Consider the following 23,444-nt stretch of genomic DNA (forward strand, 5'->3'; position numbering starts at 1 on the left):
ATGAAGAAAGAAAGAATAGATGTATTATTAGTGGAACAAGGTTTATTTGAAACAAGGGAAAAGGCAAAACGTGCTGTGATGGCAGGGATTGTTTATTGTGAGGAAAATAGACTGGATAAACCAGGTGAAAAAATAAATGCCGATGCTAAGCTGACAGTAAAAGGAAAGACGCTGCAGTATGTTTCAAGAGGCGGCTTAAAGTTGGAAAAGGCACTCAAAGTATTTGATGTCAACATGAAAGATAAAGTATTGCTTGATATCGGCTCTTCTACCGGAGGATTTACTGATTGTGCTTTGCAAAACGGAGCAAAGCAATCGTATGCCTTAGATGTAGGCTATAACCAATTAGCGTGGAAGCTAAGACAGGATGAGCGTGTAATTGTTATGGAAAGAACGAATTTCCGTTACGTAACTCCTGCTGATTTAGTAGGAGAAATGCCGAATATTGCTTCTATTGATGTTTCATTTATTTCTTTAAAGCTAATATTGCCTGTGTTAAAAACATTATTAGTTTCAGGCAGTGATGTCATTGCTTTAGTGAAGCCGCAATTTGAAGCGGGAAGAGAACAAGTTGGGAAAAAAGGAATTGTCAGAGATCGAAAAGTCCATGAGTCTGTTTTAGAAAAAATAATCGATTTTTCGAAAAAAGAAGGATATATCATAAAAAATCTGTCCTTTTCTCCTATAACTGGCGGTGATGGCAACATTGAATTTTTGCTTCATCTTCATTGGGATGAACGCGAGGAGAAACATGAGCATTTTTATCAAATAAAAGAGACTGTGGAAGCGGCACACGCTGAATTGAAGGCAAATAAAGAAACCGATAAATAAGCAAATGGTAGAAGGGTTTGACTACATGAAGAGAACTAGTACAATAATGCTAGTAGAAGATCTCTTATGTTGGCTAACCCTTTTTGCTGTACAATAGAAGATACAAAAGTAATGTTGTTTTATTCTTTGTTCTTGTAAAAAGGCGAACAAACACGGTAAAATAAGATAGAAGGAAAATGTCTAAAAAAATCGAATGAACGAATAAAAGGAAACAAATACTTTTATATAAAGAGCAATAAACATTATACATAATGAAATGATAACCACTATAAAGGATGGAAAATATGAATAAGGGTCAAAGGCATATAAAAATAAGAGAAATTATTACAAATAATGATATAGAAACGCAAGATGAATTAGTAGATGAATTGAAAAGTGCCGGCTATAATGTAACACAAGCTACTGTTTCAAGGGATATTAAAGAATTACATTTAGTTAAAGTGCCCCTTCAAGATGGTAGATATAAATATAGCCTTCCTGCTGACCAACGATTTAATCCATTGCAGAAATTAAAAAGAATGCTGATGGACTCCTTTGTTAAAATCGATTCAGCAGAAAATTTGCTCGTTCTAAAATCTTTGCCTGGGAATGCACAGGCCATTGGTGCATTAATTGATAATTTAGATTGGGATGAAATACTAGGTACAATATGTGGAGATGATACATGTCTAATCATTTGCCGCTCTGCTGAAGAAGGCAAGAGAATTAGCGATCGTTTTCTTGATATGCTTTAATTTGGGGGGACATTAATTGCTAAGTGAATTATCGATTAAAAATTTTGCAATCATAGATAGTCTATCCATTTCCTATAATAAAGGACTTACTGTACTAACTGGTGAGACAGGTGCAGGGAAATCCATTATCATTGATGCAATTAATTTGTTAGTTGGTGGCCGTGGTTCTGCCGAATTTGTTCGACATGGAGAAGAGAAGGCAGAAATTGAAGGATTATTTTATATAGAAGATGGTCATCCATGTTTTCGAAAAATGAATGAATTTGGAATAGATATAGATGAAGGTACAATTGTATTAAGAAGAGATATTGCGCTATCTGGTAAAAGTGTTTGTCGAATAAATGGAAAACTAATTACGATTTCTGTTTTACGAGAAATAGGGTCCACACTGATTGATATACATGGACAGCATGAACATCAGGAATTAATGGACGAAACGAAACATTTACAATTATTGGATACTTTTGCAATGGGAGAATTGGCTCCTGTTTTGGAAGAATATGAAGAAATTTATCGTTCTTATACACAAACGCAAAAAAAATTAATGAACTTAACAGAAAATGAGCAGCAAATGGCACAAAGGCTTGATTTACTGCAATTTCAGTTTAATGAAATTGAAAGTGCTCATTTGAAATTAAATGAAGATGAAGAATTGTTGGAAGAAAAAAAGAAGTTAAGTAATTTTGAAAAAATATATGATAGCATTCAAACAGGCTATACAGCTCTTAGAGGGGAACAAAAGGGCTTGGATTGGCTTGGGGAAGTAATGGGAAATATGGAGGAAGCTGCAAGCTTAGATACTGAATATAAAGATATGGCTGAATCTGTTTCCAATAGTTATTATATTTTAGAAGATATTGCAAGACAGATGCGGGGTGCTTTAGATTATTTAGAATATGACCCAGAAAGATTAAATGAAATTGAAGCAAGGTTAAATGAAATTAATACATTAAAGCGGAAATATGGCAAAACGGTATCGGAGATTTTAGAATATGCTGCTAAAATTGAAGAAGAACTAGAAACCATACAAAATAAAGAGACACATATTGATTTATTAGAGCGCGAATTAGCTTCCCTAAAAAAAGATTTATTAGTAGAAGCAAAGGAACTGCATGTTTTAAGAAGAAAAGCGGCAGAGCGTCTAACAAATAGTATTCATCAAGAACTAAAAGAGCTATACATGGAAAAAACAGTTTTTGAAGTAAGAATAAATGCTAATGAAAATAATGTCACGAAAAAAGGAATAGATGAGGTAGAATTTTATATTTCCACAAATCCTGGTGAACCTCTTAAGCCATTATCGAAAATCGTTTCTGGTGGAGAGCTATCGAGAATGATGCTTGCACTAAAGAGCATTTTCTCTAAGCATCAAGGCGTCACTTCTATAATATTTGATGAAGTAGATACTGGTGTAAGTGGAAGAGTAGCTCAAGCGATTGCCGAAAAAATTCATCATGTTTCAGTCGATTCGCAAGTATTATGCATTTCCCACTTGCCTCAAGTAGCTGCAATGGCAGATACTCATTTATTTATTGCGAAAAAAATAGAAGACGGTAGAACCTCTACATCTGTTACCCCATTGGTTCAGCAAGATAAGATAAAAGAGATAGGACGAATGATTTCTGGAGCAGAAATTACCGAATTAACAAAAAAACATGCAAAAGAACTGTTAAAATTAGCGCAAAAAGCTAAGAATAAAGTATAGACACGTAAAACCTCTGTATATGTGCAGAGGTTTTATTTTATTATAGAAAAGAAAACCCTGGGCTATGCCTAGGGTTCCAAAAAGCTTACAGCGTGGTATTAAAAAAACTTCCTCAAGGTGCTAAAATATTTTTGGTTCGCCAACCGAAAATAAATAGCCAGGAGGAAGTCCTTATGTCAAAAGACAATAATAGTTTAGCACACACAACTTGGAATTGTAAGTATCACATAGTATTTGCACCAAAATATAGAAGACAAATAATTTACGGGAAAATAAAGAAAGATATTGGACAAATCTTACGTACCTTGTGTGAGAGGAAAGGCGTGGAGATAATAGAAGCAACAGCGTGTAAGGATCACGTACATATGTTAGTGAGTATTCCGCCAAAATTAAGTGTATCAGCATTTGTAGGATATCTAAAAGGAAAAAGTAGCTTGATGATATTTGATCGACATGCACAACTGAAATATAAATATGGAAATCGAAAATTTTGGTGTACAGGATATTATGTAGATACGGTAGGAAGAAACAAAAAGGTAATAGAAGAATATATACGTAATCAAATACAAGATGATATAGTCGCAGAACAATTAACGATAATGGAATATATTGATCCATTTACAGGGGAAGAAGTGAAGAAAAAGAAACGAAATAATTAGGAGAGAAGGCCTTTGAGGTCTGGCCAGTAGAAGTAGTACAAATGGCGAACCTTTCAGTAGCCCTTTAGGGTTTGGTCAGTAACAAAGGCTTTCAGCCGCAGAGAAAACCACCCGTTCTCACGGGTGGTCCTTATTCTTTTTAAGAAATTGTGAAATACAGTTAATGTTGAAAAAATTGACAAAGCTATCCAATATGGGTAGGTATTTAAAATTTTTAACAGTTATAAATGAGGCTCATACAGGCAAAGTTATAAATGTAGCCGGGAGAAGTCGTGGTGAAAAGAAGCGAGGAGAGTGAAGAGAATTGAAAAGTGATATCCTTAGAAAAATAATTGGTGGGATTCTCCTTGTTTCATTAATATCTTTAGTATGTAATCAATCATTTCAAGAATATCTTCATATTCCCAAAAGCATTACATTGTTTGAGGGGCAATCGATGGAAATCAACAATAGTGAGGCGATTCCTGTGACAGCAAATGTAGCAGACGAAGATTCGGTTGTTGCATTAAGCCAGGAAAAAGGCAAACTTTCTTTGCAAGGAAAAGTAAGTGGGAAAGAAGAGATGATGCTTGAGCTAGCGGGTTTTCCGATAAAAAAAGTGGATGTGAATGTTCTAAAAGACTTTAAAGTCATTCCTGGTGGTCAATCCATCGGGGTAAAATTAAATACAGTTGGCGTACTGGTGGTTGGGCATCACCAAGTTAATACAGAAGAAGCAAAACAATCGCCTGGCGAAAAAGCTGGGATCAAAGTTGGCGATATGATTGTTGAAATAAATGGACAGAAAATCGAAAAAATGGCAGATGTTGCACCATTTGTTCAAAAAGCAGGCGAAGAAAATAAACCATTAGATTTAACAGTTAAAAGAGAGAAGAAAGAATTTAAAACCAAGTTAATGCCGCTTAAAGAAAAAGGGGACAACACATTTAAATTAGGGCTTTATATAAGAGATTCAGCAGCAGGGATAGGAACAATGACTTTTTATCACCCTGATTCCATGAAATATGGGGCTTTAGGTCATGTGATATCAGATATGGATACAAAAAAACCAATAGTTGTGGATGATGGAGAAGTACTGCGTTCTACTGTAACAAGTATTGAAAAAGGCAGTAATGGCAATCCAGGTGAAAAATTAGCAAGATTTTCAGAAGATAAAGAAGTTATCGGGGACATTAAAACAAATAGTCCTTTTGGAATATTTGGGGAACTAAATAAAAACATTAAAAATGGAATCATGGACGAGCCAATGCCGATTACATTATCAGACCAAGTAAAAGAAGGACCAGCACAAATACTAACGGTCGTAGATAATGATCAGGTGAAGCTTTTTGATATCGAAGTAGTAAGCTCTGTACCACAAAAATATCCTGCTACAAAAGGATTAGTTATTAAAGTAACAGATAAAGAATTATTAAGTAAAACAGGTGGGATTGTCCAAGGTATGAGTGGTAGTCCAATTATCCAAGATGGAAAAGTAATTGGAGCAGTTACCCACGTCTTTGTAAATGATCCAACTAGTGGCTATGGAGTTCACATTGAATGGATGTTAAATGAAGCAGGAATTGATATATACGAAAAAGGTCAAAAAGCGTCATAGAAAAAACGGGCAACAACAAAGACAAAAAGTATCATGAAAAGGAGTTTTATTCATCCTTTCCATGATACTTTTTGAATTTACATATTTTGCATAATGAAATCAAATAAATAACCAACAGTAATAAACAATCCAAACATTGTATTCGTCAATCCTGTGTTTTTCATAGCAATCGGTGTTTGGCTTTTATCACCTCTAAAGCCTTTAATTGCTTCAAGCGGCTTCTTAAAGCTTAGTAATACTATTAATAGCCAAGGACTAAAAATGCCGAAAGCAACAAAGATAACAACCCATAAATAGGATAGAATAAATAATGCCGCAAGCAGATTGACTGCCTTATTAAAACCGATTAGGATAGCAATTGTTTTTCTTCCACCTAAAGTATCCTCTTCGATATCTCTAATATTATTTGATAAATTAATTGCACCAATGAGAATTGCGATTGGTACAGAAATCATTATACTTTCTTGATTGATTTCACCAGCCTGGATATAAAATGAAATAAGGATAAAGATACATCCCATACAAATACCAGAAAAGACCTCGCCAAATGGGGTATAAGCAATTGGGAGTGGCCCTCCAGTGTACAAATAACCAATTGCCATGCCAAGTAAGCCGACTAAAGCAATCCACCAACTAGTTTGGGAACAAATATAAATACCCAAAAGTAATGCAATAACATATAGGCTAATTGCCATATTTAAAACTAATTTTGGTTTCATTCCATGATGTACAATGGCTCCACCAATTCCTACTGACTCAGCAGTATCAATGCCTCTTACATAATCATAGTACTCATTGAATAAATTGGTTGCTATTTGAATAATCAAACAAGCGAACATCATGGCAAAAAATAAACCCCATTTTGTTGAGGCGTGTGGGAAAGATAAAACCGTACCAATGGAAACAGGTACAAAGGAAGCAGTTAACGTATGCGGTCTTGTTAGCTTCCATAGTATTTTAAAAGTAGGTTTTACTTCATTCGTTGCATTCTCCATATAAAAATCCTTTCTATCATTGAGCAAATTAAAAAGCACAAGTACTTTTACCATTGTGCTAAGCTTTTATCTGAAAATAACAGATAAGTTGGCCCAAAAAAATTAATGCTTTTTGTCCAACTTTAATAATACCGTTAAAGTAACAACTCAACAAGAATATATTCATAAAAAAGTCATAATTTTTTCTTCCAGAAAAAGAAGTGTTTAGGTAAAAAGAAGTTAATTTAGATGTATTCTTTTTCTATGCAAAGAAGTGGGGTATAATATTGATATAAAGATTTTTCGACAAAATGATGAAATGTATCGAATTCGGTCGAAAACATGAGAAAATGAGAGAAATAATGAGTTTTTCCCTATTTTTTAAGTTTTTTTTATAAAATCAAAGGATTATGGGTTGCTTTGTCGAAAATGTCCTTTAGAATAAAAAATATAGATAAAATTAGAGACATTTGGACCTAAGGGAGGAAACAACTGTTGAAAAAAATAAAAGTTTGTATTGTTGATGATAATCGTGAACTAGTAGGTTTATTGGAAGAGTATATAGATACTCAAGATGACATGGAAGTAATCGGTGTTGCGCATAATGGTCAAGAGTGTCTGGAATTGATCGAACAACTAGAACCAGATGTGATGGTTCTCGATATCATTATGCCTCATCTCGATGGCTTAGCTGTATTAGAAAGAATGCGCCAAATGAATAAAAAAATGCCTAATGTCATTATGCTAACAGCTTTTGGACAAGAGGATGTCACGAAAAAGGCTGTTGAATTAGGAGCATCTTACTTTATTTTAAAACCGTTTGATATGGATTATTTGGCAGGTCATATTCGCCAAGTTAGCGGTAAAACAACTGGGTTTGTGCGAAAATCTTCTTCTTCCTTTAAAACGCAACAGGAACCAAAAACAAAGAATTTAGATGCTAGCATTACAAGTATTATTCACGAGATTGGTGTCCCAGCCCATATTAAAGGCTATCTTTATTTAAGGGAAGCCATTTCGATGGTCTATAATGACATAGAACTATTAGGATCGATTACAAAAGTACTCTATCCAGATATCGCTAAAAAATTTAATACAACTGCAAGCCGTGTGGAGCGTGCAATTCGTCATGCGATTGAAGTCGCTTGGAGCAGAGGCAATATCGATTCCATCTCATCCTTATTCGGCTACACTGTCAGCATGTCTAAAGCAAAACCAACGAACTCAGAATTTATCGCGATTGTGGCAGATAAGTTAAGGCTGGAACATAAGGCTTCTTGAGAGGGTTAGAATAAAGGGTTTTTGGTTATTGCTAATCCAACCAATTCTTTGAAAAACAACTTTTTTTGCGGATTTAAGCCAATAAATTTTTACCTTCTCACCCAATAAATCATTTTGATTTGTTGGGTTTTGTTTTTGTTGGAGATGAAGATGTACAGAGTGAAGTTAACAGAACTACAATTTCATGCAGATGATTTATTTTTTCCTGTCAAAGCAAGACTGTAGCATCTTATAAGCAGAGTCAAAAGCTAATCTTAGTCCTATTTAAAAGTGGAACAGGAGATATTGACAATCTCAAAAAGACTGCACACAAAACCTCTCATTAATATTAACTGTCTGCTCATCTAATTGCTAACTGAATAAATTATAAAGGTGAAATTGATAAAATTGTTAGGAATTAAAAACCATAAAAAGGAATTTGTTTTAAAAAATTGAAAAATTATCATCGGAAGATTTGCTTTCTGTTGATTAACCTGTTACTATAAAGAAGACTTATTTTTGTTCTCTAGAAAATAGTTGAGATTTACATATTTCTTTATTTTTTACTACGAGCAAGGATAGTAATACATTTGTGCATAAAGCACATAGGAGGAAACAAGAAATGGCTACAGGTAAAGTAAAATGGTTTAACGCAGAAAAAGGATTTGGTTTCATCGAAACAGCTGAAGGACAAGATGTATTCGTACATTTCAGCGCTATTCAAACAGAAGGTTTCAAAACATTAGATGAAGGTCAAGAAGTTTCTTTTGACATAGAAGAAGGTCAACGCGGACCTCAAGCTGCTAACGTAGTAAAAAACTAATTTAACAAAAACCGATACAGGCTCTGACTTATGTTAGAGCCTGTTTTTTTCATCATTTATAAAGCAGTAGCGAAAGAGTTCTATATAAGGAAGTGATTTCATGACGAAAATATTTGCACACCGAGGCTATTCTTCCCAATATCCAGAGAATACCATGAAAGCTTTTGAAGAAGCTGAAAAAGCAAAGGCTGATGGAATCGAAATTGATATTCAAATGACAAAAGATGGGGAAGTTGTTATTATTCATGACGAAAAAGTTGATCGAACAACAAATGGATTAGGATATGTGCAAGAATTAAGTTATAAAGGTTTACGATCATTAAATGCAGGACATCGATTCAAGAATATTGGGAAAGAAGCTATTCCCACATTAATTGAGTTATTCGATTGGATGCAAGACAATACGATAACTTGTAATATTGAAATGAAAAATAATAAGATTCCATATAAAGGGATGGAAGAAAAAACAATTGAGCTTATTCGCAAATATGGTTTTGAAAAACGGATTATCTTTTCCTCGTTTAATCATTATAGCCTCGTACATAGTTATCGAATTGCACCTGAAATTGAAACAGCCCCTTTGTTGTCAGATGGAATATATCAGCCTTGGATATATGCAAATGCTATAGGTGCCAAAGGGTTTCATCCTAATTACAAACGCATTAACCAAGAGATAATACAATCCTCAATAGAAAAAAATATCAAAGTTAGAGCATATACAGTGAATAGTCCTAAAGCGATGAGAGCACTAATAAATGAAGGAATCTCAGCAATAATAACAGATGAGCCGATTCTTGCACGTGAATTATTAACGTTGCCTTAAAGAATGATGGTTTTCCAACCTATCTTCAATTTGTTAGAGAGAGGGAGGAGAGCCTTTTTTTTTAGATAATAGCCTAAATAATCCCTAAATAACGACTATTAGGTTATCTCCTTCACCAACTCATTTCTCCACAAATTTGCAACCAATAGTATATTCAAAAAATCTTTTTTTCAGAAATAAAAGAAAATGGGAAAAAAATTGCATAATAACAGAGAGATAGGTATAGTATAGATATGAAATAAATTGCACGGATGAACAGATAGGAAGTGTACTAATGATTGATCGAACTATACAGACAACCTCTTATGCCCTATTTGATGAAATGAAGGAAGGGATTATTCTAGTGGATAATCGCGGAGTCATCTGTTATTTCAACAAAAGTGCAGAAAGAATGATAAAGGGACACTATCATCTTCAAATAGATCAACATATTTTATCGATTATTCCTACTAGTGGGATGATGAGAGTATTACATACTAAAAGAAAAGAAGAACAGAAAATATTTGCTATATCTGATAAGGATAATCTTTTAATTTCTCGTTATCCGCTAAAAAACGAGGGAAATCAAGTTATAGGTGCATTGGCGGTATTACAAGAAGCCAATCAAAAAAGAGAATGGTTTGATGATAACAGCATCCGAGTATTGCTTACATTGATTTTGCAAAAAAATGCAGAAGCATTTGCAGTAGTCGATGATCTTGGTCATATCATCATGCAAAATTCGTCATATGAAGAGTTACTTTCAGTACTTAATCAGAAAAAAGCACACAACTTAATTATCAAGAATAGAGAAGAAGTCTTCCGAACAAGACGGGATGCGGAAATTTCGATAAATACGGACTCTTACAGTCTTATCATAAAAAGTACACCAATTATCGTAGATGGAATCTTAAAAGGCTGTCTGCAAAGCATCAACAGTTATACGGAAATAGTTCAGTTAAAAAGGGAACTTCAACAAACTAAAACGATTATACGCAGGCTAGAGCAAAGTTACCAATTTGAGGACTTTATTTATCAATCATCTTCTATGAAATTTGCACTTGAGCAGGCCAAGCTAATAGGAGCAAGCAAACGTGTGCTATTTATTAGAGGGGAAGAAGGCACTGGAAAGTTTATGCTTGCTAATACTATTCACAATTGGAGTGAAAATAAGTTTCATTTGTTTAAATGTATACATCCAAAGAGAAACAGAGAACAATTAATAGAACTTTTAAGTAAAAATAACGGGAACGCTAAAGGGACGGTTTACTTAGAAAATGTTACTTGTTTGTCGATGGAGGAGCAAACTTCGCTTCTAGAAATGATGAAAAAGGATGGGAAGGAAGAGAAACAATCGTCCCTTCGCCTTATTGTTTCATCTCCTATCAAACTAGAAAAAGCATTAATGGCAGGAATGTTTTTAGAAGAACTCTATGACGAGCTAATGAAATCGCATATATACTTACCTCCTTTAAGCGAGCGTAAGGAGGATATTTATCCATTAGCAAAGCATTTTCTTTTAGAACTAAATAAAGAAAGCGGAAGGTGGATAAAAGAGATTGAATTAGATGCCCAAAAAGCATTAGAAGCTTATTCTTACTCTACTAATGTCCACGAATTAAAGGCAATCTTACAACTAGCTGTAATAAGAGCAAAAGAAGAAGATACTGTGCTTAAAGCGGAGCATCTTATTCTTTCGCAAACGAGTGCAGAATCAAAAATAGATAGCCATGAGGAAATCGATGAAGATAATCAAACACTATCTGAGCTAGTCGAAAAATACGAGACGGTTATTATAGAAAAAACCTTGAAGAAATTAGACGGGAATAAAACGTTGACGGCAAAAACATTAGGGTTATCTGTCCGCAATTTGTATTATAAGTTGGATAAGTATCATTTAAATTAATTTTTAATAAGAGGTTTTTAAAATGAGTAAATTTCGCATATTGGTAATAAACCCGAGGTCATTAGTAACAGAAATTGCCCTCTATGAAAACGAGGTTCCGCTAATAATAGACGATTTATCTCATGATTCTGATAAGTTAGCGGAATTTCCTTCTGTTGCTTCTCAATATAAATTTAGAGCAGATGAAATTTTGTCTTATCTAGTAATTAAAGGAATCAATCTTTCGAAATTAGCTGCTGTTTGTGGAAGAGGCGGTTTACTTAAGCCCATCGATGGCGGAACCTATTTGGTAAATGCTGCTATGCGTAAAGAATTGCTTGAACAAACAAGAGGAGAACATCCTTCTAATCTGGGAGCACTTATCGCTTATGAAATTGGCGAGCATTTCGAGATTCCCTCCTATATAGTAGATCCAGTTGTTGTGGATGAAATGGCCGATATCGCTAAGATTTCTGGTTACCCGAAAATTACAAGAAAAAGTATATTCCATGCCCTTAATCATAAAGCAACAGGAAGACGTGCGGCGATGGAGCTTGGCAAAAAGTATGAGGATGTTCAATTAATCATTGCACATCTTGGCGATGGGATTACAATTGGAGCACATTCGAACGGAAGAGTAATCGATGTTAATAATGGATTGAATGGGGAAGGGCCTTTTAGTATCGAACGTTCTGGAACACTACCACATGGTGATTTAGTTGATTTATGTTATTCAGGAAAATTCAGCTACGAAGAAATGAAGCAAGAATTACTATACCATTCAGGGATAATGGCTTATATCGATAAACCAAGTAGAGGATCACTAGATATAGAAGAAGAACTAAAAAAGGGTGATAATCCAAGTTATCACATTATTGAAGCGCTAGCATACCAAGTCGCTAAGGAAATCGGCAGTGTAAGTACAGTGCTATTAGGGGAAGTAGACGCCATTATCTTAACAGGTGAGCTTGCATACAGTAATTTATTTGTAAAATTAATTATGGAACGTGTTAATTGGATTGCAGATATAATGGTATATCCAGGCGAAAATGAGCGACAGTCATTGGCACAGGGAGTACTCCGAGTATTACGCAAGGAAGAATTAGTAAAAGAGTATGAAAGTAAAGGGGTGTGAAAAAATGGCAAAAGAGTATGATCTTGTCATTCTAGGTGGTGGAACAGGCGGCTATGTAGCAGCAATTCGTGCCTCCCAATTAGGTTTAAAAACAGCAGTGGTAGAAAAAGGTAAATTAGGTGGAACATGTTTACATAATGGTTGCATTCCAAGTAAAGCACTATTAAGAAGTGCGGAAGTTTATGCGACAACGAAAAAAAGTGATGAATTTGGGATTATTACATCAGATATCCGATTGGACTTTAATCGAGTGCAAGAAAGAAAATCAACCATCATAAGCCAGTTGCATAGTGGTGTGCAATATTTAATGAAAAAAGGGAAAATTGATGTTTATGAAGGAAACGGCAGAATAATGGGACCATCTATTTTTTCACCGATGCCGGGAACGATCTCAGTTGAAATGAATAATGGAGAAGAAAATGAAATGTTGCTTCCGAAAAATGTAATCATTGCAACAGGATCTAGACCGAAAACCTTACCGGGATTAGAGATTGATGGTTCGACTGTCATTAGTTCGGAGGAAGCATTACAAATGGAAGATCTTCCTAAATCCATTATTATTGTGGGCGGAGGAGTAATAGGAGTTGAATGGGCTTCTATGCTTTCAGATTTTGATGTGAAAGTAACTATTTTAGAATATAGTGATCGATTGGTGCCAACAGAAGATAAGGAAATAAGTAAAGAATTACAGAGAATCCTAAAGAAAAAAGGGATCAAGATAGTTACAGGTGCCAAGGTTTTAGCAGACACCGTCCAGAAGAATCCATCTAATGTAACTATCCAAGCAGAAAAAAATGGCGATATACAGACGTTTGAAGGAGAAAAACTGCTTGTATCTGTTGGACGTATTGGAAATGTAGAAGGAATTGGTCTGGAAAATACAGAAATTGCAGTTTCTAATAACGTAATTGAAACAAATAAATACTATCAAACAAAGGAATCGCATATTTACGCAATTGGCGATTGTATTGGAGGATTGCAACTGGCACATGTAGCCTCACATGAAGGAATAATTGCCGTTGAACATATTGCCGGGCAAAAGCCACATCCTCTAGACTATAAAACAGTTTCTAAATGCATCTATACTAGTCCAGAAATAGCTAGTGTAGGTTATACAGAAGAAGAGGCAATTGCGCTTGGATATTCGATTAAAAAAGGCAAATTCTCCTTTAAAGCAATTGGAAAAGCACTTATCTACGGGGAGCAAGATGGATTTGTAAAAATAATCTCAGATAAAAATTCAGAAGATTTATTAGGAGTTCACATTATCGGTACACATGCTACTGACTTGATCGCAGAAGGAGCTCTTGCAAAAGTGCTCGATGCAACAGCTTGGGAAATTGGAAATACGATTCATCCACATCCGACACTGTCAGAAGCAATTGGAGAGGCAGCGCTTGCAGTAGAAGGCAAAGCAATTCATGGCTAAATAAAAAAGCTAAACAAGTAAAGGGAAAGAAAATAATAAAGGCAAAAATTGATTCCATTAGGAGGTAATAATATGACTATGGTCCATAATCGCCATTTAGAAGCTGGTTTAACAGACGACCAAGTATTGGCTATGTATGAGCAGATGCTTTTAGCTAGAAGAATTGATGAAAGAATGTGGTTATTAAATCGAGCAGGAAAAATTCCATTTGTTATTTCTTGTCAAGGCCAAGAAGCGGCACAAGTAGGAGCAGCTTTTGCTTTTGACCGTGATAAAGATTATATGCTGCCATATTATCGTGATTTAGGGGTTGTGCTAACTTTTGGGATGACAACGAAGGATATTATGCTATCAGGCTTTGCAAAAGCAGAAGATCCAAACTCAGGAGGAAGACAAATGCCAGGACACTTCGGTCAAAAGAAAAATCGTATTGTCACAGGTTCTTCCCCGGTCACTACGCAAGTACCACATGCAGTTGGCATTGCATTAGCGGGTAAAATAGAGAAGAAAGATATTGTTACCTTTGTCAGCTTTGGGGAAGGATCTTCGAATCAAGGAGACTTCCATGAAGGAGCAAACTTTGCTGGTGTGCATAAACTACCTGTTATTTTTCTATGCGAAAATAATAAATATGCTATTTCTGTCCCAATCGAAAAGCAATTGGGGTGTGCAAATGTTTCCGATCGAGCAATTGGCTATGGAATGCCAGGATACACAGTGGATGGAAATGATCCTATTGAAGTATATCGTGTCACAAAAGAGGCGGTGGATCGCGCAAGAAGAGGAGAAGGGCCAACTCTTATTGAAACTGTCTCGTACCGTTTAACCCCACATTCTTCTGATGATGATGATAGTAGCTATCGTGCAAAAGAAGAAGTAACAGAAGCAAAAGGAAAAGATCCACTATTTACATTTAGAGCTTATTTAATGTCGACTGGAATATTAACAGAAGAATTAGATCAAAGCTTAAATAAAAAGATCGCGGAAGAAATAAATGAAGCAACGGATTATGCTGAAAAGGCGCCATATGCACAACCAGAAGATACACTTAAATTTGTGTATGGTGAATAAGGGGGAAATGTAGATGCCAGTAATATCCTATATAGATGCAGTAACTCAAGCCATTCGAGAAGAAATGGAGAAAGATGACAAAGTATTTATCCTTGGCGAAGATGTAGGGGTAAAAGGGGGAGTTTTTAAAGCTACAACAGGTCTTTACGAACAATTTGGCGCAGAAAGAGTAATTGATGCTCCTTTAGCTGAATCAGCTATCGCAGGGGTAGGGATTGGAGCAGCAATGTACGGCTTAAAGCCTATCGCAGAAATGCAATTCGCTGATTTTATTATGCCTGCTGTCAACCAAATTGTCTCAGAAGCAGCAAAAGTTAGATATCGTTCCAATAATGACTGGACTTGTCCTATTGTCATTCGTGCTCCTTATGGAGGTGGCATTCATGGAGCACTTTATCATTCTCAATCGGTAGAAGCGATGTTTGCTAATACTCCTGGTTTGAAAATCGTCATGCCATCTACTCCATATGATGTTAAAGGTTTATTAAAGGCGGCCATACAAGATCCAGATCCTGTTTTATTCTTTGAACACAAACGTGCTTACAGACTAATAAAAGGGTTTGTTCCCGATGAAGATTATGTGCTGCCTATTGGTAAGGCAGATATAAAACGAGAAGGGGAAGATATAACTGTAATCACGTATGGCTTATGTGTTCATTTTGCCCTACAGGCTGCTGAAAAATTGGCAGAGGACGGGATTTCTGCCCATGTTTTAGATTTACGAACCGTTTATCCACTAGATAAGGAAGCAATTATGGAAGCTGCCTCGAAAACAGGAAAAGTCCTTTTAATAACAGAAGACAACAAAGAGGGCAGTGTGATTAGTGAAGTTGCAGCTATTATTGCCGAAAACTGTTTGTTTGATTTAGATGCACCAATTATGCGATTAGCGGGAGAAGATGTTCCAGCGATGCCATATGCCCCAACGATGGAAAAATTCTTTTTAATTACGCCAGAAAAAGTAGAAACAGAAATGAGAAAGCTAGCAGAATTTTAAGTCGCATAAGAAGGAGTGAAAACAGATGCCAATCGAGAAAATTACCATGCCTAAACTAGGAGAAAGTGTTACAGAAGGTACGATAAGCAATTGGCTTATAGCTGTGGGGGATGTCGTTAACAAATATGATCCTCTTGCTGAAGTTATGACAGATAAAGTAAATGCAGAAATTCCTTCTTCTTTTTCTGGAAAGATTAAAGAATTAATTGCTGAAGAAGGGCAAACCCTTGATGTAGGCGAAGTAATATGTACCATTGAAGTAGAAGGGGATAAATCACAGGAAGAACAGTCTCAGGAAGAGAAGACAGTAAAAAAAGAAGCGGATATATCTATTCAAGCTGACACGAGTCAAAAAACTAGATATTCACCAGCTGTATTACGTTTATCTCAGGAAGCTGGAATTGATTTAGCGCTATTAAAGGGAACAGGCACAGGTGGAAGAATTACAAGAAAAGATGTTCAAAAAGCGATAAGCGACGGCGTTCCACAGGTAAAAGAAGAAGAAAAAGCACCTGTAAATGTTGCAGTAACTCCCCCTAAAGAAACGGTTGTACATAGTAGTATTCAAACAAAAGCGGGAGACAAGGAGTTGCCGATTACTGGAGTTAGGAAAGCAATTGCAAGTAATATGGTAAAAAGTAAGCATGAAATTCCTCATGCTTGGACAATGATAGAAGTCGATGTAACAAAGCTTGTCCAATATAGAAATAAAGTAAAAGATTCCTTTAAGAAAGAAGAAGGCTATAACTTAACATTCTTTGCCTTTTTTGTGAAAGCAGTTGCCCGTGCATTAAAAGAATTCCCAGAAATTAATTCTACTTGGGCTGGAGACAAAATCATTCAGAAAAAAGATATTAATATCTCCATAGCTGTAGCAACAGAAGGTGCGTTATTTGTTCCTGTTATAAAAAACGCTGACGAAAAATCAATTAAAGGAATTGCAAGAGAGATTACAGAACTTGCCAACAAAGCGAGAACGGGTAAGCTTACTATTGATGAAATGCAAGATGGCACATTTACTGTCAATAACACGGGGTCATTTGGATCTATTCAGTCAATGGGAATTATCAATCATCCACAAGCCGCAATCCTTCAAGTGGAATCCATTGTGAAAAGACCTGTAATTAAAGAGAATATGATCGCTATCTCAGATATGGTGAATTTATGCATGTCATTAGACCATCGAGTATTAGATGGACTTGTTTGTGGAAGGTTTTTACAAAGAATTAAAGAAATACTAGAAACAACATCAGAGGAAACAACACCCATCTATTAAGAAATGGGAAAAATCAGTTCCGTAAAATGGTGAATACAGCTAATACAAACATATATATTGAAAATAAGTACTTTTTTTATAATAATGTAGAAAGAAAAATATTTCATAAAAGGGAGCGAAACGATGAATATTGACTTTAACTTATTCATGAATGATGTTGTCCGTCAAGCACGACAAGAAATAGTAGAAGCTGGGTATCAAGAATTAACGACAAAAGAAGCAGTAGATGAAGCATTATCCCAAAAAGGTACGACTCTTGTGATGGTGAACTCTGTATGTGGATGTGCTGGTGGAATTGCTAGACCAGCTGCAAGCTACTCGTTACATTATAAAAAAAGACCAGATCAATTAGTAACTGTATTTGCAGGACAGGATAAAGAAGCAACAGAACAAGCTCGTTCCTATTTTACTGGTTTTCCTCCATCCTCTCCTTCTTTTGCATTAATGAAAGACGGCGAACTTGTGAAGATGGTGGAGCGCCATGAAATCGAAGGTCATGATCCTATGCAAGTAGTAGAAAAACTACAAACTGCATTTGAAGAATACTGTGAAGAAGTTAAATAAGAATTGTATATTTGCTCAAAAAGCTCAGGTATCTGAGCTTTTTTTGATGCAAAAATTCGGGCATGTAAGAGAAAAAACTACATATTAAGTAGCTAATCAACATAAAGAGCGATTATGTCCATGGTTTCGTTTTGTGAGAAAAAAGAATTTTCAAAAAATATAACTATATTTATTTAAAAATTAAATTTTTTCAGAATAGTATTTCATTTATTGAATTTGTATAAATTGTATTGAATATTTATAAGTATGTGTTAAAATTCATATTGTTGCATGAATATAAATGAAAGATTATCTTATAATTTGCAACAAATAAGCAATATTAATAGAGAATAGAAGCATTAGAAAGTATAGGGGGATAATAAATAATGAAAAAATTATTAACATTAATGCTGTTATCAATCGTAGTTGTTTTAAGCGCTTGTGGAACCTCTACTGATGAAAACAGTTCAAATAGTGATAGTGGATCTTCTGATAAAAAGGTACTTGTCATGGGAACTTCAGCTGACTATGCGCCATTTGAATATATTGATACAGCAAAAAGTGATGACATTATCGGTTTTGATATTGATTTAGCTAATGCATTAGGCGAAAAACTTGGGTATGAAATCCAAGTTAAAGATATGGACTTTAGCGGATTAATTTCTGCTTTGCAATCTGGAAAAGTAGATTTAGTACTATCGGGTATGTCTCCAACACCAGAAAGAGCTGAAAACGTTGATTTTAGTGATGTATATTACACATCAAAAGATTTAGTTATAACGACAAAAGATAGCAATATTAAAACAGTGCAAGACCTTGAAGGAAAAAAAGTTGGGGTACAATTAGGTTCCATTCAAGAGGATGCAGCAAATGAAATTGCTGAAACAGTAAAGATTACTGTCGAAAATCGTGACCGAATCCCGCAACTAATTCAAGAGATTAAAGCTGGAAGATTTGATGCTGCAATTATCGAAGATGTTGTTGCTACTGGCTATTTAAATAAAGAGGATACATTAACATCCTTCCCTGCAAAAGAAGCTAATCAGGATGCAGGTTCTGCGATTGCATTTCCAAAGGGCAGTGAATTAACAAGTAAGTTCAATGATGAATTAAAGAAAATGCAAGATAGCGGAGAAATTGATGAGTTAATTGTTAAATGGTTTGATAACTAATTGAGAAGTGAAAGTCGGGGACAGTTTAGGGCAAGTTTGCCCTAAACGTTTTCTTGTTTTTAAGCTAAATAGATAGAAGACACCCTGTTTTTTATGAAAGGATTGAGATATTAATGGGCTTGGATTTCCAACAATTTATTCCATCGCTTCCTTATTTACTGAAGGGAGTAACAGTAACATTGCAAATTGTTATTGTAGCTGGAATTATTGGATTTGTTTTAGGGATTATACTTTCGATATTTAAACTAAGTAAGATTCCAGTATTAAGCTGGATAGCTGCTATTTATACATCTGTATTCAGAGGGACGCCACTTGTTTTGCAATTAATGATTATCTATTTTGGTGTTCCGCAATTAACTGGGATACAAATAGAACCCTCGGTTGCTGCGATTCTTTCCTTTGGCTTAAATTCAGCTGCTTATATTTCTGAGATTATTCGAGCTGGAATTTTAGCAGTTGATCGTGGACAGAAAGAGGCAGCCATGGCATTAGGTGTCGCACCTAGACAAGCAATGTTTGACTTAATCTTGCCACAGGCTTTAAAAAATATTTTTCCGGCATTAATCAATGAAGCTGTTTCTTTAACAAAAGAGTCAGCAGTTGTAACGGTAATTGGTGTAACAGATATTATGCGTAGGGCCTATATTATGGGTGGAGAAAAATATGCATATTTGGAGCCAATGATTCTAGCAGGTCTTATCTACTATGTATTAGTAATGATACTGACTACATTGGCAAAAGCCGTTGAAAGGAGAATGAGAAGAAGTGATTAATGTTGAAAATTTGCATAAATCCTATGGCTCCCTTCAAGTTTTAAAAGGGATTAATACACAGGTCAAAAAAGGAGAAGTAGTGACCATAATCGGTCCTTCTGGTTCAGGGAAATCTACTTTTCTTCGCTGTATAAACTTGCTTGAAGTGCCTACAGAAGGAAAAGTAATCATTGATGGGACGGATATTACGACAAAAAACACAAACATAAAAAAAATGAGAGAAAATGTGGGGATGGTATTTCAACATTTTCATCTTTTCCCACATAAAACGGTTTTGCAAAACGTAACATATGCACCGATTAAAGTGAAGGGATTAAGTAAGGGAGAAGCGGAAAAAATGGGTAAAGAACTTCTTGCTAAAGTTGGCCTTGCTGATAAAGCAGCTGTTTATCCTAGCCGTTTATCTGGGGGACAAAAGCAAAGGGTCGCTATTGCACGTGCTCTTGCAATGAATCCAGAAGTAATCTTATTTGATGAACCAACGTCAGCTTTGGATCCTGAAATGGTAAAAGAAGTGCTTGAGGTAATGAAATCACTTGCAAATACAGGCATTACCATGCTAATTGTGACACATGAAATGGGCTTTGCGAGAGAAGCGGCAAACAGAGTATTATTCCTTGATGGTGGAGTTGTAGTAGAGGATGCACCGCCAGCAGAGTTTTTCACCAATCCAAAAACAGAACGCGCAAAAGAATTTTTGGAAAAAATGCTATAATATTGAATACAATTAGATTTCTTCGTCTCTAGGATGAAGGAATCTTTTTCGTACTCAGTGAAGCTGAATGAATCCTATTAGGATTACGATTCCTTATCGTATAAAGAATAAGCATCCACATACACTAAGAAAAAAAGCGAGTGTGATTGTATGCTGAAACTTATTCTTTCTATTTTCCTAACTGTCTCACCTATATGGCCATTAGGGCAAAACCCTTTACCAGGAGATTCTTTTGTTATTATAAACAAAAAAACCAATCAATTATCCATAATAGATGAAAATAGAGTTCAAACTATTATTAGTGTATCGACAGGAAAAACAGAAGACTTAACACCAGATGGCTTATTTACCATTACAGTTAAAGCAGTAGAACCGTATTATCGCAAAAAAAATATCGCTGGCGGACATGAAGATAATCCTTTGGGAACACGGTGGATTGGTTTTGATGCGAAGAATACAGATGGAAGAATATATGGTATTCATGGAACTAATAATCCAGGCACTATTGGAAATTATGTGTCCAATGGCTGTGTCCGTATGCAAAATGAGGCAGTAGAATCGATTTATGATTTAATACCATTAGGAACCAAAGTTCTAATAACAAGGTCAGATAAAAGCTTTGAGGAATTAGCAAAAGAGTATGGGGCTATTCATGAATAAAAAAGGAGCTGGGACAACATCGTTTCAGGTAGTAATAAACACGAACTGTTTTTGTTTTTGGCAAGAAGCTTTCAAAAAAAGTTTGTTGTATTACCCGCAGTCTGAATACATTTCGCTTACCATGGGGCTGCGCTTTAGCCTTCTCGGCTTTAGGGGTATTCCCTTTCTCGCAGCTCCCATAGGAGTTTACGTGTATTCAGACTGCTTAGTTCTTCCATTAGTAAGATAGTCTTCGGTTAAAATAACATTCCAATTCCGATTAACAGTGTAGATGCTAGCATAATAAAGATCATTAAATATACAACAATCTTTTGTAATCTATTTTTTCGTTTCTTCATAGAATCCTCCATAGTCTAACCATTCTTACTGTCTATTTTACTAAGAATAGAAGAATGGTACAACTATAAACATATGGAATTTTGATTAGGGAATTTTTTTAAGGTAAGAGGCTGGGACATAAACATTTCAGCTAACAATAAATACGAATGATTATGCGGTAAGTTTACACGATCGTTCGTATTTATATTTTAGAAAAAGGTTTAAAAATGAAGTGAAATGGAGCGGATGACGGTCGACTCCTGCGGGAAATAGAGGAAAGGCTGAGACCCCGCAGCGCAGCGAGGAGGGCACTGAAAAAGTATAGTATCTCCAAATTAAATAAGAATTTATTTATTTGAAAGCGAATATTAAGTTGGTTTGGAGAGGTGACCGCTTGACTCCTATGGGAACAGCGAGAAAGTCCGAGACCCTGCAGGAGCGTGAGCTGTGAAGCGGCTCGGCGCTCGCCCCAATGAGTCATGTGGGCACCTCGGAAAACAATTTACACATCTAAGTTTAAAAGGCAGTTACGGCCAATCATCAATAGCTATCAGTTTTTCAGTGCCCTCGCAGCGAGGAGCCATAAAACGGCTTTAAAGGTTGATATTCCAACATTTCTAGAGGGAGGCTCAGTTTCCTCCCCGGCGCATCGACCGTCTGTAGCGCAATGGAACGACTTAGTTTTTACACTTGAATATATTTAAAACCATAAATAACTAATATGAAAAAGTAGCTTTATTTAAGAGCTAAATTAGAGATTGTTCGTCTTTAAAGATTAGTTATTTAGATTTGTCCCAGCCTCTTTAAAAATACAGATCTATTCTTAAAAATAAAGGTAGATATTCCGTCCGAAATTTTCATATCTACATGAAAATCAAAATAATTATCCCTGTGATTTTCATTTGATGTTCTATTTTTATAAGCGTATACTAATAATGTCACTAATTTTTGGAGGAACAAAAAATGATTAATCAAGAGCGTTTATTAAATCAATTTTTAGAACTAGTACAAATTGATTCGGAAACAAAGTTTGAAAAAGAAATTAGTATTGTATTAAAAAAGAAATTTGAAGAGCTAGGTTTAGAAGTATTCGAGGATGATACTACTGCGATTACAGGTCACGGTGCAGGTAATTTAATCTGTACACTGCCGGCAACAAAGGAAAATGTTGATCCGATTTACTTCACCTCTCATATGGATACAGTAGTTCCTGGAGTTGGAGTAAAACCGTCCATTAAAGATGGATACATAGTAACAGATGGCACGACAATACTTGGGGCAGATGATAAAACTGGTTTATCTGTTATGCTTGAAATACTTACTGTAATTAAAGAAAATAATATTCCTCATGGAACCATTCAATTTATCATCACAGTAGGAGAAGAATCTGGATTATTAGGAGCAAAAGCACTTGATCCAAAATTAATTCAAGCAAAATACGGCTACGCATTAGATAGTGATGGTAAAGTAGGAAATATCGTTGTAGCTGCACCAACACAAGCAAAAGTCAAAGCAACGATTCTAGGGAAAACAGCTCATGCAGGCGTGGCACCTGAAAAGGGAGTTTCTGCTATTACGATTGCTTCTAAAGCGGTAGCAAAAATGCCTTTAGGTCGTATAGACAAAGAAACAACAGCCAATATCGGCAGTTTCGCTGGAGGAAAACAAACAAATATCGTTTGCGACCATGTAGATATTCTTGCAGAAGCACGCTCATTAGTAGAAGATAAAATGCTTGCACAAGTTGCTAAAATGAAGGATGCATTTGAGTCAGCTGCTAAAGAAATGGGTGGAGAAGCTATTGTAGAAGTGGATATAATGTATCCAGGTTTTAAATTCGGTGAAGGTGACCATGTCGTGGAAGTGGCTAAAAAAGCCGCTGCAAAAATTGGCAGAAGCTGTGAATTACAACAAAGCGGCGGAGGTAGTGATGCCAACGTAATCTGCGGTTTTGGCATTCCTACAGTTAATCTTGCGGTAGGATATGAAGATATTCATACAACAAATGAAAAGATGCCAATTGAAGAATTAAATAAATTGGCTGAGATGGTACTAGCTATTATTGAAGAAGTAACAGGTAAATAA

At 35.5% G+C, this 23,444-nt stretch carries 22 protein-coding genes; 20 read left to right on the forward strand and 2 right to left on the reverse strand.

Features of this window, described 5'->3' with window-relative positions; translation table 11 throughout:
* From QQZ16_RS07055 to spoIVB, 5 genes are all read left to right on the forward strand, one after another.
* Positions 1-831: a TlyA family RNA methyltransferase gene (locus QQZ16_RS07055; protein ID WP_031535238.1), complete on the forward strand. Its 831-nt coding sequence runs from the start codon at positions 1-3 to the stop codon at positions 829-831.
* A 284-nt stretch (positions 832-1,115) separates the two neighbouring features.
* Positions 1,116-1,565, forward strand: coding sequence for a transcriptional regulator AhrC/ArgR (ahrC, locus tag QQZ16_RS07060; RefSeq protein WP_031535236.1), 450 nt, complete (start codon positions 1,116-1,118; stop codon positions 1,563-1,565).
* A gap of 16 nt (positions 1,566-1,581) precedes the next feature.
* Positions 1,582-3,270 carry a DNA repair protein RecN gene (gene recN / locus QQZ16_RS07065; RefSeq protein WP_031535234.1) on the forward strand — a complete coding sequence of 563 codons (1,689 nt, stop codon included), beginning with the start codon at positions 1,582-1,584 and terminating at the stop codon, positions 3,268-3,270.
* A gap of 173 nt (positions 3,271-3,443) precedes the next feature.
* Positions 3,444-3,929, forward strand: a complete 486-nt coding sequence (gene tnpA / locus QQZ16_RS07070; protein ID WP_235252072.1) for an IS200/IS605 family transposase — start codon at positions 3,444-3,446, stop codon at positions 3,927-3,929.
* Positions 3,930-4,233: 304 nt separating this feature from the next.
* Positions 4,234-5,526: a SpoIVB peptidase gene (gene spoIVB, locus QQZ16_RS07075; RefSeq protein WP_031535232.1), complete on the forward strand. Its 1,293-nt coding sequence runs from the start codon at positions 4,234-4,236 to the stop codon at positions 5,524-5,526.
* A 77-nt stretch (positions 5,527-5,603) separates the two neighbouring features.
* Here the strand turns inward: spoIVB and QQZ16_RS07080 are convergent, their stop codons facing one another.
* Entirely contained in the window at positions 5,604-6,521 is a 918-nt protein-coding gene (locus QQZ16_RS07080) for a 1,4-dihydroxy-2-naphthoate polyprenyltransferase (RefSeq protein WP_031535230.1), read from the reverse strand.
* Positions 6,522-6,995: 474 nt separating this feature from the next.
* Here QQZ16_RS07080 and spo0A point away from each other — a divergent pair, with 474 nt between their 5' ends.
* The 14 genes from spo0A to QQZ16_RS07150 all read left to right on the forward strand — a co-directional run bounded on the left by spo0A (position 6,996) and on the right by QQZ16_RS07150 (position 21,041).
* Positions 6,996-7,781, forward strand: coding sequence for a sporulation transcription factor Spo0A (gene spo0A, locus QQZ16_RS07085; protein ID WP_031535228.1), 786 nt, complete (start codon positions 6,996-6,998; stop codon positions 7,779-7,781).
* 601 nt (positions 7,782-8,382) lie between these two features.
* Entirely contained in the window at positions 8,383-8,583 is a 201-nt protein-coding gene (locus QQZ16_RS07090) for a cold-shock protein (RefSeq protein ID WP_016203255.1), read from the forward strand.
* A 100-nt stretch (positions 8,584-8,683) separates the two neighbouring features.
* Positions 8,684-9,406 (forward strand): glycerophosphodiester phosphodiesterase, encoded by a 723-nt coding sequence (locus tag QQZ16_RS07095; RefSeq protein WP_235252243.1) that lies wholly within the window; start codon positions 8,684-8,686, stop codon positions 9,404-9,406.
* 274 nt (positions 9,407-9,680) lie between these two features.
* Positions 9,681-11,291, forward strand: a complete 1,611-nt coding sequence (locus QQZ16_RS07100; RefSeq protein WP_235252242.1) for a sigma 54-interacting transcriptional regulator — start codon at positions 9,681-9,683, stop codon at positions 11,289-11,291.
* 22 nt (positions 11,292-11,313) lie between these two features.
* Entirely contained in the window at positions 11,314-12,405 is a 1,092-nt protein-coding gene (gene buk, locus QQZ16_RS07105; protein WP_235252241.1) for a butyrate kinase, read from the forward strand.
* Positions 12,406-12,409: 4 nt separating this feature from the next.
* The gene (gene lpdA, locus QQZ16_RS07110; protein ID WP_235252240.1) at positions 12,410-13,834 is read left to right on the forward strand and encodes a dihydrolipoyl dehydrogenase; all 1,425 of its coding nucleotides are present in this window, start codon (positions 12,410-12,412) and stop codon (positions 13,832-13,834) included.
* A gap of 78 nt (positions 13,835-13,912) precedes the next feature.
* On the forward strand, positions 13,913-14,905 hold the full coding sequence (locus QQZ16_RS07115) for a thiamine pyrophosphate-dependent dehydrogenase E1 component subunit alpha (RefSeq protein ID WP_235252244.1): 993 nt from the start codon (positions 13,913-13,915) through the stop codon (positions 14,903-14,905).
* Between the two features lie 13 nt (positions 14,906-14,918).
* Complete coding sequence (locus QQZ16_RS07120) at positions 14,919-15,902, forward strand: alpha-ketoacid dehydrogenase subunit beta (protein ID WP_235252239.1); 984 nt, start codon at positions 14,919-14,921, stop codon at positions 15,900-15,902.
* Positions 15,903-15,927: 25 nt separating this feature from the next.
* Complete coding sequence (locus tag QQZ16_RS07125; RefSeq protein ID WP_235252238.1) at positions 15,928-17,178, forward strand: dihydrolipoamide acetyltransferase family protein; 1,251 nt, start codon at positions 15,928-15,930, stop codon at positions 17,176-17,178.
* Between the two features lie 123 nt (positions 17,179-17,301).
* Entirely contained in the window at positions 17,302-17,742 is a 441-nt protein-coding gene (locus QQZ16_RS07130; protein WP_031535210.1) for a BrxA/BrxB family bacilliredoxin, read from the forward strand.
* Positions 17,743-18,107: 365 nt separating this feature from the next.
* Positions 18,108-18,893 carry a transporter substrate-binding domain-containing protein gene (locus QQZ16_RS07135; RefSeq protein ID WP_031535207.1) on the forward strand — a complete coding sequence of 262 codons (786 nt, stop codon included), beginning with the start codon at positions 18,108-18,110 and terminating at the stop codon, positions 18,891-18,893.
* A 113-nt stretch (positions 18,894-19,006) separates the two neighbouring features.
* Complete coding sequence (locus tag QQZ16_RS07140) at positions 19,007-19,666, forward strand: amino acid ABC transporter permease (protein ID WP_235252237.1); 660 nt, start codon at positions 19,007-19,009, stop codon at positions 19,664-19,666.
* Positions 19,659-20,381: an amino acid ABC transporter ATP-binding protein gene (locus QQZ16_RS07145; RefSeq protein WP_031535204.1), complete on the forward strand. Its 723-nt coding sequence runs from the start codon at positions 19,659-19,661 to the stop codon at positions 20,379-20,381. The genes QQZ16_RS07140 and QQZ16_RS07145 overlap by 8 nt, the downstream gene beginning before the upstream one ends.
* 150 nt (positions 20,382-20,531) lie before the next feature.
* Positions 20,532-21,041, forward strand: coding sequence for a L,D-transpeptidase (locus QQZ16_RS07150; protein WP_031535202.1), 510 nt, complete (start codon positions 20,532-20,534; stop codon positions 21,039-21,041).
* A gap of 236 nt (positions 21,042-21,277) precedes the next feature.
* Here the strand turns inward: QQZ16_RS07150 and prli42 are convergent, their stop codons facing one another.
* Complete coding sequence (prli42, locus tag QQZ16_RS07155; protein WP_152910842.1) at positions 21,278-21,379, reverse strand: stressosome-associated protein Prli42; 102 nt, start codon at positions 21,377-21,379, stop codon at positions 21,278-21,280.
* Positions 21,380-22,322: 943 nt separating this feature from the next.
* Between prli42 and QQZ16_RS07160 the strand changes: the two genes are divergently transcribed.
* Entirely contained in the window at positions 22,323-23,444 is a 1,122-nt protein-coding gene (locus QQZ16_RS07160) for a tripeptidase T (RefSeq protein WP_048717788.1), read from the forward strand.

It is taken from the genome of Bacillus sp. T2.9-1, from assembly GCF_950097965.1.
Lineage (GTDB): Bacteria > Bacillota > Bacilli > Bacillales > Cytobacillaceae > Niallia > Niallia hominis.